This is a genomic window from Pedobacter sp. AW31-3R (assembly GCF_052180285.1).
Lineage (GTDB): Bacteria > Bacteroidota > Bacteroidia > Sphingobacteriales > Sphingobacteriaceae > Pedobacter.
In genome coordinates this window covers 2,038,016-2,053,861 of sequence record NZ_CP197475.1, presented here as the reverse complement: position 1 = coordinate 2,053,861, position 15,846 = coordinate 2,038,016, and the positions used below count along the sequence as shown (strand labels likewise).

Genomic DNA, 15,846 nt, shown 5'->3' with positions numbered 1-15,846 from the left:
GATTAGTGCTATAAGATTAGGTATACATATCTACTAATGTCTGCAGGCTACCTGTATGTGCCCTGCCCATCGCTTCGAACTCCCAGGTATGGCCAACGCGGAATAATCTGCCGAATTCTACTGCATCTTCGTTGGTATACTGATCTTTCAGGTCATAACGAATCATCTCCTGTCCTGTACTTTCATCCACAATACGGATGTAACAATCATTTACCTGACCAAAGTTCAGCGCCAATGTCCTGCGGTCTTTCTTATGATCGTGGGGATATTTACAGATCGTACAGCAGATGATAATCTGTTCAATTTTATGACTCACTTTTGTCAGGTCTATAAACATATCTTCATCATCATCGCCATCACTTCTCATTCCATCGGGATCATCGATTGCGCCAAGAATTGCCCCATCTTCAGTGAGGGGCCTGAATAAGCCTTTTTCTATTTTGTCTTCAATTTTATTCCCCATATTTAGCTGACCATAAAAGGTAAAATAAGAATCTGAAGGAATCTTAAAATCACTGCCTATGGAGAATGCAGATACGTCAAGATCAAACTCTGGTCCGCCGGGCTCGTCGTTAGGATCCCAACCCATCCCTATTTTCACAACGGATAGCCCTGGTGCTGCTTTGGAAAGGGAAAACCTATCCCCTTTGCTTAAATTAAAACTGCTCATACTTATAATTTTTTATTGATATAATTCTACTAAGGTGTTTAATCCACCGGAAAATGCCTGACCAAGGGCTTCGACATCCCACGCTCCTCCATTTCTGGAAATAGCTGCAATAATCAGGGAATCTTCAATGGTAAAATGCTCTTGTAGCTTGTACTGGCATAAGACGGAATTGTCTGCAGCATTTCTAATGTTGATGTAGGAATGCTGCACATGGCCAAAGTGATGACCTCTTTCTTCGCACTGGTCTATGGTGACGGCAAAGTATAGGAACTCCACTTTCGGGTCTATCCTTGATAAGTCAATATTTACGACTTCATCATCCCCATCACCTTCGCCGCCCCTGCTATCTCCAGCGTAATTGGCAGATCCATCAGGGCTGGCCGGATTGTTATAAAAGATGAAGTACTCATCGGCCACTAATTTGCCATCTGCCCCCAACATGAATAAGGAAAGGTCGAGGTCGACGGAATGCCCGTTTACAGTGGCAGGATCCCATCCCAGTCCGGCTACAATACGATTAAGGCCCGGTTGTTCTTTGGTAATGGATATTGGTTTTCTCTTTTCTAATGGTATAGCCATCTTGCTTTTATTTAATGGTTTATCTTCCTTTATCAGCCTTTTTTAGGGGGAAGTGGGGGAAGTTTTACTGTATTAACTTTTGTTGGTCCCGCGGGCTTTATTTCAGGCAGCTTTGGTATATTTATCTGCTTTGGTGGTGGAAGTGCCGGCCTGGCCACCGCAGGGGCTGCAGGCAACACAGGTGGTCTTACTGGCTGCCTTGTTTGGACAGCGTAATTCGCCTCGGAGATTGCCATAAAAATAGCTTTCATCGTATCCCTGATATCCGCAGCCTGCACCTCTTTTACATAATGATATTTTTTGAGCAGTTTGGTGGAGAAATAAGAAGTACTGATCTCTTCTGTACCCAGGAGAATAACTACATCGTCTACCCTTAGGGCGGCCGATTTCAATAGATCATCTATGGCAGTATAGATCAGGCCGTCGTTTGAATAATATTGGAGCCTGTCATTTAGATTTCTCTCATTGACTTTGAACCAGTACTTATTTCCATCAGATAGTTCAGCATCACCTTTTATAATTGGCTGCGTCTTTTCCAGCAGGCCTGCACAAAAAGGAAGCAATAAGGCAATCTCCGTATCCTTATCAATGGATAGATAGGAGTTTTGGAGAATGATGTATTCAACAATCATATCTGCCAGAATTTTTACCCTGGGGTCGGCCCCCTGTCCTTCTAGTTTGAAGGAATCTGTTACTGCAGCATTGATATTTTTATAGAGTTGCAGATAGAGCACATCATCCACACCACTTAATAACAGGACGGCTTTTTCCCTGGGCAGTATTCCTTTTTGAGTCAACACGCCAAACAAGTTCTTGTTATACAGAACACGGTCCAGGTTAAAGTAGCCAGCTTCCTGGAACAGGTGCTCGATCAACGATTGCTCATGATCCTCTATATCTGTATCAAATAAGAAGCGAAGGGGAAAGTGCTGCCTGTAAGATTCAATGGAGTCAGTTTTATATAAAACTGTATTTAGAAAGTGGGACAGGTACTGCTCAATACCGTAATAAAACAGTTGTTTAACTGGCTTTTTATTCCCGTATATCGTAAAATGCGTCCCCGGATCTTTTATGATTTCAAAATAGTTGCCATAGGCATGAGGGTCATGCCTGTTAAAACGATCCCTCGCTACACTTCCAAAAATAAAGTCGTTTCCATTCACATAAAAGTATAAGGGAATCTCATTGGATTCCTTTATACTCAATGGAGCATAAGCATTACTGTCTGATTGGTACCAGAAAGACACCATACGTTTCGATATTTTTGCTAATACACAGAATTTCATCGATGCTATTGTTTTTGGATTCCTTTAAGCAAATGTTTTTCAAAGAATTTCATCCCTTCTAAAATGATAATTGGAGCTACATAGTCAAACTCTTTCTGATCATCATGCTTGCGTTTCTGTGCTTTGATAAAACCAGGTTCCCCTTTGATATAATTTTCAATATTCATATCCTGGAAGCCCGCCATAAAGTCTGCAGCATTCATTTTTAGGCCAAACATGGTAGAAGAGACTTTATAAAATAAGTCCGCGAAATCCATAAACCTCGGACAGTGTGGCTTTCCATCAGGTGGCAAACAGATAAAATGGTTACCTATATGTTCCAACATCTCCGGAGTGATAGAATTGGTAGATTCCAGATACTTGAATTCTCCCGTTGGTGTAACAACACAGAAATTATCTTCACCAAGTATCTCTATCGCCTGTTTATTGGTGGGTACCAGGATGCTTGTGATATGGGTAGGAATAGCCAAACCTTTTGATACTTCATATTTTACATCGGCATTATTGGTTCCACGCTGGGAGTTGATATCAATAATCTTCAATGGACTGGTACTGATCGGCGTGATCGTTTGCCTTGCCACTGCCTCACCACCCATTCCCCTGATAAACATTTGCGTGTAATAATCATCGGCTGCTGCCGAATTCACAGCAGTAAACCAATCAAAAATTCTTGATCCCTTCCCTGCAAAAGCAATTTTAATTTTGGGCGGAATAGCTTTAACTGCTGCCGGGGCATCTTCAGATTTTACAATCTCCGTTCTTAATTTATAGGCCAGCTGGCCGGCATAGAACATGATTAAGCCTGTAACATAAAGATTGATGCTCATCATCTCTTTACATTCAGCGGCAATGAGCAAATAAAAGGTTTCAAAATCTGATGCGGCTAAACGGTCTACTACCTGCTCGAAATAATATGGCGCTGTGTTTTCAGAAAACTTGTTTATTCCTTTATTTAAGCCCTGAATGGAGATATTTTTCTTTTCGCACATCCTTAACAGGACGTTCTTGAAATTTGGAGAAAATTTGGTTGCCTGTGCAATTCTTTCTGCTGCAAAACGAATAGAGTTCTGTTTAATCATTGCTTTTCCACCTTCCATCTGGCATAAGGCAGTGATATCGGTCGTACTGCCGCCAATGTCAAAACAAAGAACCAGCTCACCAGGATTGATGGCATAACCGCCGTTAGGTCTCACCAGGTAATTGGCAACAGCACAAGCTTCAGAGAGCGACTCTTCATTACTTAATTTTCTGAAATCAAATTTTACGGGACCTGTTTCTGTACGAATATTTACCGTGCTGGCTGGTTTCTTTGGTGAATCATCTCCCCAACCGCCACTGGTTTCACTCGTTCCCCAACCCGAAGCTGATACTGTTGGTTCAGCCACACCACTTCCCCAACCTGTATCAGCAACCGTCGCCCCCCAGGAACTGCCGCCTGTGGTATCTCCAATATCTGAAAGATCTGAAGGAGGATAAGTTTTTAATTGAACACTGCCCACAATTGGAGAGATCTCTTTCAGTGAATCCCATATGGCCCTGTATTCGCTCAGTAATTCTTTACCCATGGAAGATGGATATGACCATTTTAAGGTATAGGGTTCATGCCCTTCTATAAATAATTGCGCGTATACATGCAACAGTAAAGCGCTTAAATAGGCAGTTTTATAGCTCTTGTCAATTGGCTGGGTAGACCATTTCATGTTATACACTAATTCTGCCTTTCCTACCCTGTTATAGCTCAGGATATACCGGTTATCTTCTGCCGTTTCAATGGGCAGGTTTTTTTCGAAACAAGGAAAACCACCTTTTACTGCCTGTGCCATCAATGAATCATTCTGGATACCGCCTTCGTTTACCACCCTTCTGGAATCGTGAATGGTAAGCACCGATTTAATGGCGTTGGTTAGGATTTCATCATTTTGAAAAAAGAAGATCTCATCTTCCACTGCGGGACGTTCATCATTATTTTTGGCATCGGTGGATAACAGGGAAACTCTTTTATTTGTCAGCTTTAAATGCTCGCACACCTCATTTCTATGGTCAGAGAAATAGGCAATAGAAGAGTTTGTACTGCCGAAGTCGACGCCCAGATAGGCTTTCGACAATGTTTTTACAGCGTGCAGCATGTTAACGGGTAAAGATTGTGTATTGCCGGATCCGTCATAACGGATAATTCCAAAACCACAATCCAGCCCTGCATGAGCAAATTTCACTCCCTTGAAAGGCTGGTTACTTTCATAAATCTCATACTTGTACTTGTTATCAGCTACGGCATTGTTAGAAGTGATGTGTAATTGTGCCTTTAAATCCCCATACTTTTCCGGGATTACTGCAGCCCTGCCATGATTTGCCAGATACAGTGGAATTCCGTTTTCATCCAGGACAATCCTAAAGAAATCATCGTCTACATTCCCTATAAATGGCGTTGCCTGGAATTTAGCACCATTATGGGGAATCTCTGAATACATAAAATAGCGATTCCATTGCCTGGAGATAAAGTTAGGCCACATCAGTATGTCTTTTCCTGCTATCGATTCTGCTGTGACTTTATAGATCACTTCTTTAATAATCTCATTCCCGGTTTCTGTATATAATTTAAGGTTGACGGTTAAACGTTCCCCATCCTTATCACCCGGATCATAAATTGCGGTCATCCTGGATTTAACATTTGAAGTATCGGAAAGGCCTAACAGTGCATCCAGTGTGGCCCCGAAAACATTCAATGCCAGCGGAGTTAATGGCAGGGTGAAATAGGCATAATTATTTGGCTGGCCTTTAGTTTCTGCAGCTAATAACAAGATTGGTTTAGCTTTCAGGTAATTCCTGCTTTCCATTCCTTCCCTGCCAAAATCTATCTGCGCTATTTCGGTCGTATCAGGCAGCAGCAGGTCTTTCGGGTCAAAGCTAATACCTCCGTTTAAAGGGGCATTATAGATGATCCCTTCCGATCCATGCAACTCTGTAGCGTAGTTAAACAATATACTAAAAGGGGAATTGAAAAGTGACCCTACTTCTGGTGGGGACTGGTTATCTAGTTTTGGATATCCTTTTTTCTGCTGATAAACTACCATTTCATCCATCCATCCCTGTAAACTGGAGGACATATTGCCATACTCTGGCCTGATCAGCTCTTCCAGGCCAGCATAATTAGACCTGAATTTTTCAATATGATGGAGAATATGCCTGGCATAACCATAAAGTGTAAATAGCTCTTGTGGATTTAATTCAGATTGCAAAGGATCAATAAACTTACCGTTCTGCACGTTCACAAAAGGCAATTTATCTTTAACGTTATAGGCTACGGAAGTGAACAGAAAACTATCCGGAGAAGTTCCGCCCACTACATTTCCTTTATAGGAGATGACATCGATAAATGGTATTTTATCGGCATTATTGGTTAATGACTGATCACACCATAATGGCTGCCGCTCAAACAGCATATTGCCGAAGGCACCAACGGGCTCATAAATATTTGAGGTATTCATGAGCTGCTGTCCGTCAGAATACGTTAAATGTATTCTGCTTATTTCTATGTCCTTATAATTTAATGCGATACAGCTGATAAAGCCCTTCCATTCACTAACCAGCGATTTGTAAAACAACATTAATCCTGCGGCTTCCGCATCTTTGTCCTGAATATGGTCAAGGGCAGCTTTAAAGAGATTAGCCCGGGCAAATACGGAGGGGATACCAGAGACAATAGTCCCAATATTGACAGCGGAGTTCCCGTCTTTATCGACGGCTATTTCGGGTATTAAAATGTTCCTGGTAAAAACTTCCAATTGAGGAATTTTGTCCCAGGCAAATTCAACACCATTCGGTTCAGTCTTGGGATGAACTTTTATCGCCAGTGCTTTTATTCTTTTATCTGACATGTGAGTTGATATTGAAGTTTTGTGAAACAGTAAGTGCATTGAAAATATGGGCGAGGAATTTCTCTTTGGTCGTATTTACCTTTTGCTCCTCTTTCGGACTGCTGTTAATCAGTTTCGCCACGAAAGTGTCGTACCGGTCACCGAAAATCCCACCTTTCGACCAATGGTGTTTTTCATCAAGAAACATTGTTCCTACATCCAACTTTTTGAGTTCTGCCAGATTATCCGGAAAGGCTTTGCTATCAAAAAGGAATTTTCCGGGTGCAACAGAGCTTCTCACCTGGTAGAGCCATCCAGGTACAAACTTTGCAGCTTTAAAGGAATAGGCAAACAGCTTGAAATACTCATTGATATCATTACACTCCGCATCGGTAATCGTACTGTACTGATGCAGTTTCTGGTTCTCACATTGCCTGATAAACCCTTTGATACCGGCATCATCAAATGCAGCACCATTCTTGGTTAAAGAGATATGGGCAAGGGCAAAGAAAGCCCCAAGTTTATTCACGAAGATTTCACCAGCATGATTGTCTTTCCCAATAAAATCATCGAATGAAAAGTTGAACGAATTGTCTTTAAACGCTACCGCTTTATACAAATAGTCGGCCTTTGCGCTATCAAAACCATTGTTACGCGTAAAAAAGTCATAGGCAGCACAGGCACAAAGCAACTCTGTAATATGGCATGCATTCTTCTGCTCGCTACCACCAGTTACCGTCTGGTTTGAGGTATGGTTTCCATCTATCTTTTTACTTTCTATCGGCCATCCAATGTGGTAAAGTAATTTATAGCATTTCTGTACAGTTGGGTCACTTTGGTAAAACTGTAGGGCAGCCTGACTGTTTAATGGAAAGAAAGAGGAATCGGCAATAACGCTGTTGGCCTTGCTTGACTTTTGCTGGGCATCCGGCTTATTAAATGTAAAATATTCAGTCAATAGCGTAGAGCCAAACTTCGCTTTAGAAAAATCTATGCTGGCATTTCCATTGGAGCGGATCTTTACAAAATCCTGCAAAGCTTTTGGTATCACAGGAATAGCGGATGCCCCTGTACCGCCAAAAACAGAACCGAAAATAAAAACCCTGGCATTGGCACCCGCTTTTTCCAGCTTGCCCATAAAAGAATCCAGTTCACGTTCCTGGGACTGCACTGCAGATCCTTTTAGAAGGTTCCTTGCTGCTTCGACAATACCATGGTACATCAGCATAGAACCTAAATGTGTCTGGGCGCGATAACCATGGTCCAAGGCAAATTCCTGGACAGAACTGGTATCCAGAAATAAATCTGAGATCAGTTTATTGGCTTTCTGCTGTTCTGGTGTGCCTGTAGCTATTTTAGCAATGTTTTTGTAATTCTCTCGTCCGGGACCGGAATAGTTTGTCCAGAAACGGTGTAAATTAAGCTTTGCGGAGAAGAAGGTATTCGCATTAGGCGTTCCACCATCCTCAGTTGAGCCCGATGTTTTGATACGATTATAGAGGTTGATGAGTTCTTCAACCCTGCCTTTATTACCATTATTCTGATCGGTATCTAAAGTGAGTACCTCTATTTCCTGGCTATCAAACATGCCTATGCCACTGAAGTGTACAAAAGATTCAAGGCAGCGCATTCCAGTACCGCCTATGGCGATGACAAATAATTTATCCATTGAAGTTTTTTTAAGGAATTAAAACCAGTGGCCTATTTTGCCGTTTGCAAATACTTTACTGAGGACAAAGCCCAAAAGGATGTACAATACAAATCCTATTGCCGTACCCATACTTAGTGCGCTGACATAATTGTTCACAACCATGATGTTGGCATCCGGCTTGAACACGAAGTAGCCCAGCAAAAAAGCCAGGATTGGATTTAAAATGGCCAGGATCCAGAACCAGGTTTTCCGTGCTTGCGGATCTTTTGGATTGCTGCCCCCTTCAAATTTGATTGCGTTTGCAATGAGTGCTGATAACAGTAAAAAGATAAAGGCAGTGATGGTGGTGAAGATATATGCTGATGCTGATTCCATGTGATGTTTTTTTGAGGTGAATTATTGTTGTGTTTTGATATAGTAAGAGTAGATGACTTTATTGGCTGGCTTTACTTCCTGCAGCGTATTTTTTATAGATTCATATAAAGCTGTATTTGGTACTTGCTTTGCATTCAGCCATTGGAATTTTGAGAGTTTAGGATTTGCAAGATTTGGGGTAGCAGTAAGTAATACGATATCGGCCTTCAGCAATCCATCAGGATTTGGAATGTTTTTCACATTAAACCCGGGATCAAAGGCCACTCCGAATTCTACCTTCCTACTGTCTGATTTCCTGGTATTTTCCAACAAGGATTTGTTGAGCATAAAAACCTCATTTAACGGCAGTGCGGCCTGTGCCTTATAGACCCATTGTTCTTTTAATTTTCCATCATTGTAATAACAGGATAAAGCAATAGGATCAGTTTCATCATCGGCAAATTTATCCTCACCATCGCTTCCTTTGGCTAGTTTCGGGCGGTGCTTTTTAGCTTCAGCAGATTTAGAGAAATTTTCAAAATCAGTGCTGACATCAGCAACTTTCACCTCAAAATCACCGGATGTATAACTGTCATCGTTGCTTAAATCAATATATAACTTCCTGAAAAAATCATTAAACTGCCCCTGGGCTGCGTATGTTGTATGTAACTCAGCTATGGTTTTCCAGTCTACGCCTAAAGGATAGTATTCGAAATGATTTCCATCTTTCATTCCGTTCACATAACTCTCCTTCAGGTCGAGTATATTTTTAGCGGCATCTGATTTTCCAGTTGGATCATAAAATATTCCGCCAGACTTTTCCCCAGGATAACCTGTGTGCAGTTGGTAAGATTGCACTGACAGATCAAATCTTGTGGTCAATGGTGCCAGCTGTGATTCCAGTTTCGATATCATATTTGACCCATTTGGATGACCGCAATTGAAGACCGTAAAATACAGGTGCTTATCCAGCCCGGCTTCCTTGTAATCTGCGATGAAAAAATGTATAGCATTACCCTTTTTCAACCATTTGGAGAAAGGTATTTTTAGGAATGCAGTGTTCGTGACCTCAACATTTTTTTGCCATTCTTCAAAATCAGTAATGAGCAATGCATCGTTATTGCCTTCCACAATTTTTTCAACCGCCAATTGGATCGGAGCCCATATGTCGGCATATTGGGCAGGGTCACTGACCTGCTGCCCCAACTCGGTGGTATTTGAAATATTTAAAGGGGTTATTGTATTTGCGCCCAGTTTATACACTTCAAACTTTTCAGCTAAAACGGTATTAAAGCAATTTGTCATCATTCCTTTAATTGCCGGATCTGAAAAAGCTTTATTAATTCCCGAAGAGAAATCGATATACAGGGCTGGATCGCCGCTTTTTGAATTCGCACTATTCGGCGCAATGGTATTGTGGTAAGCTTCAATACGTGTACCCAATTCCTGGTCATAAGCATTGAATTTTGCATCTTCAAACGGCGTTTCAGAAGGTTGATTTCCTTGGTTACCCTGGCAGCCAATGACCACCATAAGTAACCAAAATGCGCTTGCAATCCTGACAAAACCAGGAGTCTTATCTGTTTTCATAATCTATAATCTTTTATTTAATTGTGGTGGTCGACGCTATTTAATCTTAATCCCTTCTAACCGGTTAATGACCTCTCTCAGCAGGCCCGCATGTTTATAGAGATCATCTAAAGACTCCAACTCGTACTTCGTCTCCTTTTTATGCTCATCAAGTACGGCCAGGTATTTTTTAGTGTTCAGGTATAACCTGCAAATGGTTTTACGGTTATTATCATCTAAAAGAATGGCGAAATAAGAAAGTGCATCTCTGTAGGTAATTCTTTTAGGGTCGATATTTTCCCTAAGAATAGATTTAACCATAAAGAACCCTTCAATCTCTTCCTCAGTGGTTATAATGCCAGATTCCGGCTCAGGCGTAGTGGAGGGAATTTTAGTGGCATCTGCGGCATCTTTCTCCTTTTCCTGGTTTAAGGCAGATTTTAAGCGTTCATTGATGGCATCACTAATCATATTGATTAAATGTGCGTTTAATAATCGGTGAGAATTGTTCTTTAACTTTAGCCGTGATCACCTTAGGGTATACTTGTTTGGTAAAGAAAGTAACAAATCCATCCGAAGGATCGGCAATTTCCTGATGGAGTAAGGTCTTTAGCTCATTCAGGTATTTCAACTCGCTTGCTGTATTGGTGATATTTTCCACATCAAAATATGACTTATGGAATTTCTTCAATTCTGCCAATTCTGCCTCTTTGATTTCAGTTAACTTGAATTCAAAAAATGGGGTACCATCCATTTTGTTTTTTTCGACCAGGTCGGTATAAAAACGGTAGACTAAACCATTCGTCAATAAGCCAAACTTGGCTTTGGTGGTATGAAAATACCTGAACAACTGTGAATTATGAGGATCAAGGTTTTCCAGATGGTGTTTACATTCAATTAAGATGGTCGGATCACCATTTTTCATAATGGCATAATCGACCTTCTCCCCTTTTTTTATACCCAAATCTGCAATGAACTCTGGATTCACTTCAAACGGATTAAAAACATCATATCCCATAATCTGGATAAATGGCATAACCAAAGCATTCTTCGTCGCTTCTTCCGTTTGAATTTGAGGTAACATCTTCTCTACGCGAGATGCCAGTTGCGTTATCTGATCTTTAAAATCCATTCCAAGTTTAATTTATGATTCGTGATGACTGTATTGACAAATCTTGCTTTCACTGCCTACTTCTTATTCTTAGTTTCCCAGGCACAAAGCGTCATTCCTTTATTCTTTGCCGCCTTGGCCGTTATCTTCACAATTTTAAACTGGCAGTTGCTCAGTCCTCTGCAGGTTGGCGAATAATGGTATTTTTCGGCCTTTTTATTATTGCAGATGTAGACATCTCCAGGCCCGGCGAAAGTGATTGTACTAAAGATTAGAAATCCGGATAGTAAAAGTATATTCATATGAATTGTTATAAATTTTCTTTGTTTATACCCTCAAAAGTATAGCGCTTGAAGCTGGTATTTTTACGGATAACCGTAAAATGATTAAATCTTATAAAGACTATTAAACAGGAGTTTATACAAGAAAAACCAATAGCATAACTTGAGAATTATTTCAAACCGGCCGTATACTTCCGCCGGAATTCCTGGGATTGGGGAGAGGCGAAAACTGTGATCTACCGTAAGAACCTGGCACATTGAAAAGAGGATTGCATTCCAGTATGCCAAAATTGAAATACCGGAATGCAATCCTCATATTCGGGAGCACTTAAGTTTAAAATAGTCGCGATGATATGCTTATCCTGCCTTAGCAATTGTGACAGGCCCATAAGCGGTATGCTTATGGGGTTTTATCACCTAATTAGATAATTCTCCTGTCTTTACAGTAAGCAATGAGTTGCTCATTCGTAGAGATATTCAAAGCAGTCTTCATGGCATTCAGACGTTTTTCAACACTGCTTAAGCCAGCAGGTTTTATATTTTTTTCCAGCAGGCAGGCAGGAATATTCTTTTGAGGTGTGCCTTTACACAGCAAGGTGATGATTTCAATATCAACCACCTTAAAATCGTATGAATTATCTGTCCTGCTGTTTCGCCTTAAATCGGCTGAGCGATATTTTTTATGGTTAAATACGGCATCTATTGCACGTTTAAGATCTTCTGCGTCATACCTCGCTTTACGGACATATGCATCGATGTCTAAATCATCAAACAAATCGTCAACAACATCAATATTACTTTCCAGGGAAAAGACAATAATCTTTAAAGAAGGCTGAACTGCTCTTATCGCTTCAATAAGCTCCTTGCCTCCCTTAATCTTTTGGATATTGTTCCTGTCTTCATCAAAAGAAAGGTCAGTGATCAATAAATCAAAAGGTTGTTCCTGACGGATACCTATTCGTAAGAGTTGAAGTGCTTCATCGCAATAAGATCTAAAATCTCTATGTTCTATACCCAAATCCTCCAGGGTTTTACGTACAGAGATATTGGCGTGTTCGTGGTCTTCTGCTATAAGTACTTTTTTGAACATTGTGACTATCTTTTAAGAAAAAGGAAAGGAAAGATTGATTCCCAGTCCCTTTTTTAGTGTATTGTCAAAAGTAATCGTTCCCCGAATACTTTTAATACGGTTTTCCGTATTTGTCAGGCCATTTTTCTTGGAAGCATCAGTCATACCAACCCCATTATCAATGTAGGAGATACGGATGTCTCCATTGGCACAGTGGAATTTCAGGATTACCGTTCCTGCTTTACTATGCTTTTTCATGTTGGTCATGAGCTCCTGCAAAATAAAAAAAAGTTCTTCTTTTGATGCACTATTCGTGCTTTGCCATAACTCCTCTTCATTTCCTACGATCAGAATTTCCCGGGTTCCTGAAGAGTAGGACTGCAGCATTTCTGAGAGCTGTCCTGCATAATTATTTTCTACATTCAATTCCTTACTTTCATACGAGATGTCCCTCGATACATTATAAAGCACTTCCAGTTTATCCAACAGGATATCTCTGTCGAAACCAGGACTATTCTCTATTTCAGACATGACATGGTATACTTTATTGGCCACTCTATCATGAATTTTCTTGACATACTTCAGTTCCGTATTTTTTACTTCAAGTTCGTTTTCCTGTTTTAATGCCTCTTGTCTTTTTCTATACCAAAAATAGCCTGAGACTAGCATAATCAGTAAAGCGCCAAGGGCGAAATACTGCTTCAGGATATCATTCTCTTTTTGAATGTTTTCTGCCTGAACTTTTAGAAAATCTGCTTTATGCTTCTCCGTTTCATAACGGATAAGCGCAAACTGGTTTTTGGCGGCACGACGTACATTTTGCAAACTATCATCCAACCGGTAATAGGTTTCAAAATATTGCTTCATGGCTTTCGGCGCACTTAATTTGATTAGTTTCTGAAGTGCCTCCAATTGATTTTCGGGGGGATCAAGTTTCCTGGCTACCTGATACATTAGATCTGCATACAGAAATGCAGAGTCTGGCCTTTTAACCGCATAATAATCAGAAAGATGGGAATAGCTTGCATTTTGTCCAAAAAGATCATTTTCTTCCTTCCGGATTTTTAGGGCTTTTAAATAATCAGGAACTGGATTATACCGAGCATTCTGTAGCCATCGCGTATAGGAAATATTAGTAAGTACCCTGGCCTGTTCCTTCTTATTTTTACTCAGCATTCTAGATAGCTGGCTATAAATTTGTAAAGCAGCCTTATAGTCGCCAGTCTTTTGGTAAATCAGCGCCTTATTGTTCAAATAAACACGCGTATCTAAGGAATCAGTAGAAAAGAAAATAGCCGAGTTATAAAATTTGACTGCGTTTTTATAATCTCTAAGTTGATGTGTGGCAATGCCAAGGTTGTTGAAATTCGAGCGAAGGAAGACAAATTGATCTTTATTTTTATGATCAAAATAAGCCAATGCATTCAATGATAATTCCTGTGCCCCAAAATAATCCCCTTTATCTGTAGAAATGATTCCCATGTTGACCAAACACTTTCCAGCCCCAAGGCTATCTTTTTTTTGTAGGAACAAGTCCTTAGCTTTATTAAAGTATAAAAAGGCACTGTCAGCATTGGCTTTAGCCAAAAATACAAAGGCCTGGTCATAGTAGGGGTTATCCTCTTTACTGACCTTCTTGAGGTTATTCGTACAAGAAAGGAAAAACAGAAAACAGATAGATAGTATAAAGGAATATTTCAAGCCAATAATTTTAACCAAAATAAGTATAAAATTATTGCTTCACTAAATTAATTGATATTATTTAAAATAAATAGGTCTGGGCAGTTTTGCCGCCCAGACCTCTCTTTATCTAATTAAGCTTTGGTGGTGGCGTCTGTCCATGGTCACCTACTGTTGGTGGTCCTCCCTGGGTAGTAACAGTTCCGTCTTGGTTGTTTTGAGGAGGAGTAGACGGGCATCCGAAGCCCAAAAGCATAGCAATGATGAATTGAAAAAACATGATCAAAAATTTAGAATGAAATACCGGTGTAGTTCCCCGCGACCATTCGCGGGGGCTGCTACGATTGTAAATCAGAAGGCCTTCTGAAATTTTTGGGAAGTATGTGATTCGAACGCGGGAGCTATTAACTGCTTCCCAAACCGGTTACTAACTACCGCGCCTTCATCAATTATGAAATCTGTTTTGTACATTTAAACCCTGATAGCGAATCAAAGTCTGAACTGATTTCTTATGCAAACATAGGGGGCGGTAAATGATTATCTATCAAAGGATTCCGAAGATTCCAATGATTCCATTGGGATTCCGAAGATTCCAGATAAATTCCAAAAATTCCGTTTCATTATGAGTTCTCAATGGATTTAAGCAGATTTGAAGAGTATACAAAAGCAGTAATTCTCGCTTATGAGAAGAAAAAAGAGGAAGTTCTTTTGCCCCCTAATTTGCAGCGCCATACACCTGCAAGGCTAAAGAAAGAATGTGTAAATGTGTTTCCAGAAAGGTACACAGAGAAGGACAACCGAACCTTCGCAACATTATTTGGCAAAAGAAACAATGCTGAGGAATATTTGACAATCATTGAGAGTGCGGATCCTGATATTTTCAGACCTTTAAATAACTTTCTAAAAGGCTCAACAGCTTATTTAAGAGAAGAAGCCAACATTGAACTGCTAGCCTGGCTAATAGACTTTCAACCACGGCCAAACCGACCTGGTGATATTTATGCGTTCGTTAAAGCAGAGCAGAATCCATCAAGCCCTACTACTGAACTGTCTACAGATGCAGCTGAAAGTCCTGCAGCAGAACCCGAAGAAGAGGAACAAAACACGGAGATCATCGTAGCATCAGACGGTAAAAGAATTGTAGAAGAAGACCTGCCTGAACCTAAACCATATGGATTAGCGGATCCACTAGTTGACAACAGGATTTTAAATATTCCGGCCAAATTTAAAAAAACGATCATCGCATTTTTTGCTGTATTCGTTATGGTGAGTATCCTGTATATCATTTATCCAGGAAGTCAGTATATGTATTGGGATGGAAAACAGTATCAATCCATAGCCTATGGCCAAAAAGTTGAAGGTGCTGCGATCGTTGTTCTGGATACTTTTCGGTTAAACCATTTGAAAAAGATAACTGACCTTTCGCTGATCACTGCAAATGATATTGGTAAGGTTCATTACGCAAAGACAGATGGCCATGTGGAGTTTTACACTGCGGGGGGTGATCATCCTGAAGATAATCGTAAAAGATTATTGCCTATGACCGAGTATATCTATAAAAAGTATGTTTCAAAAAAGTAATTGTCATATCAGATTCCAAATGCAATTATTTTATAAATCCCAATGTATTTATCCATATAAATAAAACTTTAAATTAGCTCCCAATATTTTTCATATTCTTCAGACAATTGATACATTTACAGGCAGATATATAAAACTATACTTTGTTTGCTATGAAAAAT

The 15,846-nt window shown here is 40.2% G+C and carries 13 protein-coding genes; 1 reads left to right on the top strand and 12 read right to left on the bottom strand.

The genetic code is table 11. The features are described from left to right. Positions 1 to 16: 16 nt before the first annotated feature. The 12 genes from ACSBL2_RS08305 to ACSBL2_RS08250 all read right to left on the bottom strand — a co-directional run bounded on the left by ACSBL2_RS08305 (position 17) and on the right by ACSBL2_RS08250 (position 14,125). The gene (locus ACSBL2_RS08305) at positions 17 to 670 is read right to left on the bottom strand and encodes a TerD family protein (protein WP_442591220.1); all 654 of its coding nucleotides are present in this window, start codon (positions 668 to 670) and stop codon (positions 17 to 19) included. A gap of 12 nt (positions 671 to 682) precedes the next feature. Beyond that, the gene (locus ACSBL2_RS08300; RefSeq protein ID WP_442591219.1) at positions 683 to 1,249 is read right to left on the bottom strand and encodes a TerD family protein; all 567 of its coding nucleotides are present in this window, start codon (positions 1,247 to 1,249) and stop codon (positions 683 to 685) included. A 32-nt stretch (positions 1,250 to 1,281) separates the two neighbouring features. After that, entirely contained in the window at positions 1,282 to 2,535 is a 1,254-nt protein-coding gene (locus ACSBL2_RS08295; RefSeq protein WP_442591218.1) for a hypothetical protein, read from the bottom strand. 5 nt (positions 2,536 to 2,540) lie between these two features. Next, positions 2,541 to 6,410 carry a hypothetical protein gene (locus tag ACSBL2_RS08290; protein ID WP_442591217.1) on the bottom strand — a complete coding sequence of 1,290 codons (3,870 nt, stop codon included), beginning with the start codon at positions 6,408 to 6,410 and terminating at the stop codon, positions 2,541 to 2,543. After that, entirely contained in the window at positions 6,400 to 8,058 is a 1,659-nt protein-coding gene (locus ACSBL2_RS08285) for a hypothetical protein (protein WP_442591216.1), read from the bottom strand. The genes ACSBL2_RS08290 and ACSBL2_RS08285 overlap by 11 nt, the downstream gene beginning before the upstream one ends. A gap of 18 nt (positions 8,059 to 8,076) precedes the next feature. Continuing rightward, positions 8,077 to 8,415 (bottom strand): hypothetical protein, encoded by a 339-nt coding sequence (locus tag ACSBL2_RS08280; protein WP_442591215.1) that lies wholly within the window; start codon positions 8,413 to 8,415, stop codon positions 8,077 to 8,079. A 21-nt stretch (positions 8,416 to 8,436) separates the two neighbouring features. Then, complete coding sequence (locus ACSBL2_RS08275; protein WP_442591214.1) at positions 8,437 to 9,984, bottom strand: hypothetical protein; 1,548 nt, start codon at positions 9,982 to 9,984, stop codon at positions 8,437 to 8,439. 36 nt (positions 9,985 to 10,020) lie between these two features. Continuing rightward, positions 10,021 to 10,434, bottom strand: coding sequence for a hypothetical protein (locus tag ACSBL2_RS08270; RefSeq protein ID WP_442591213.1), 414 nt, complete (start codon positions 10,432 to 10,434; stop codon positions 10,021 to 10,023). Next, a complete protein-coding gene (locus tag ACSBL2_RS08265; protein WP_442591212.1) occupies positions 10,427 to 11,095 on the bottom strand; it encodes a type I restriction endonuclease in 669 nt (222 codons plus the stop codon). Before ACSBL2_RS08265 ends, ACSBL2_RS08270 begins: the two co-directional genes overlap by 8 nt. A 56-nt stretch (positions 11,096 to 11,151) precedes the next feature. Next, a complete protein-coding gene (locus ACSBL2_RS08260) occupies positions 11,152 to 11,376 on the bottom strand; it encodes a hypothetical protein (protein WP_442591211.1) in 225 nt (74 codons plus the stop codon). Positions 11,377 to 11,776: 400 nt separating this feature from the next. Next, on the bottom strand, positions 11,777 to 12,445 hold the full coding sequence (locus ACSBL2_RS08255; RefSeq protein ID WP_442591210.1) for a response regulator: 669 nt from the start codon (positions 12,443 to 12,445) through the stop codon (positions 11,777 to 11,779). Positions 12,446 to 12,457: 12 nt separating this feature from the next. Continuing rightward, complete coding sequence (locus tag ACSBL2_RS08250) at positions 12,458 to 14,125, bottom strand: tetratricopeptide repeat-containing sensor histidine kinase (RefSeq protein WP_442591209.1); 1,668 nt, start codon at positions 14,123 to 14,125, stop codon at positions 12,458 to 12,460. A 612-nt stretch (positions 14,126 to 14,737) separates the two neighbouring features. On the opposite strand from ACSBL2_RS08250, the gene ACSBL2_RS08245 reads away from it, so the two are divergent. Next, positions 14,738 to 15,685, top strand: a complete 948-nt coding sequence (locus ACSBL2_RS08245; protein WP_442591208.1) for a hypothetical protein — start codon at positions 14,738 to 14,740, stop codon at positions 15,683 to 15,685. Positions 15,686 to 15,846: the final 161 nt, after the last annotated feature.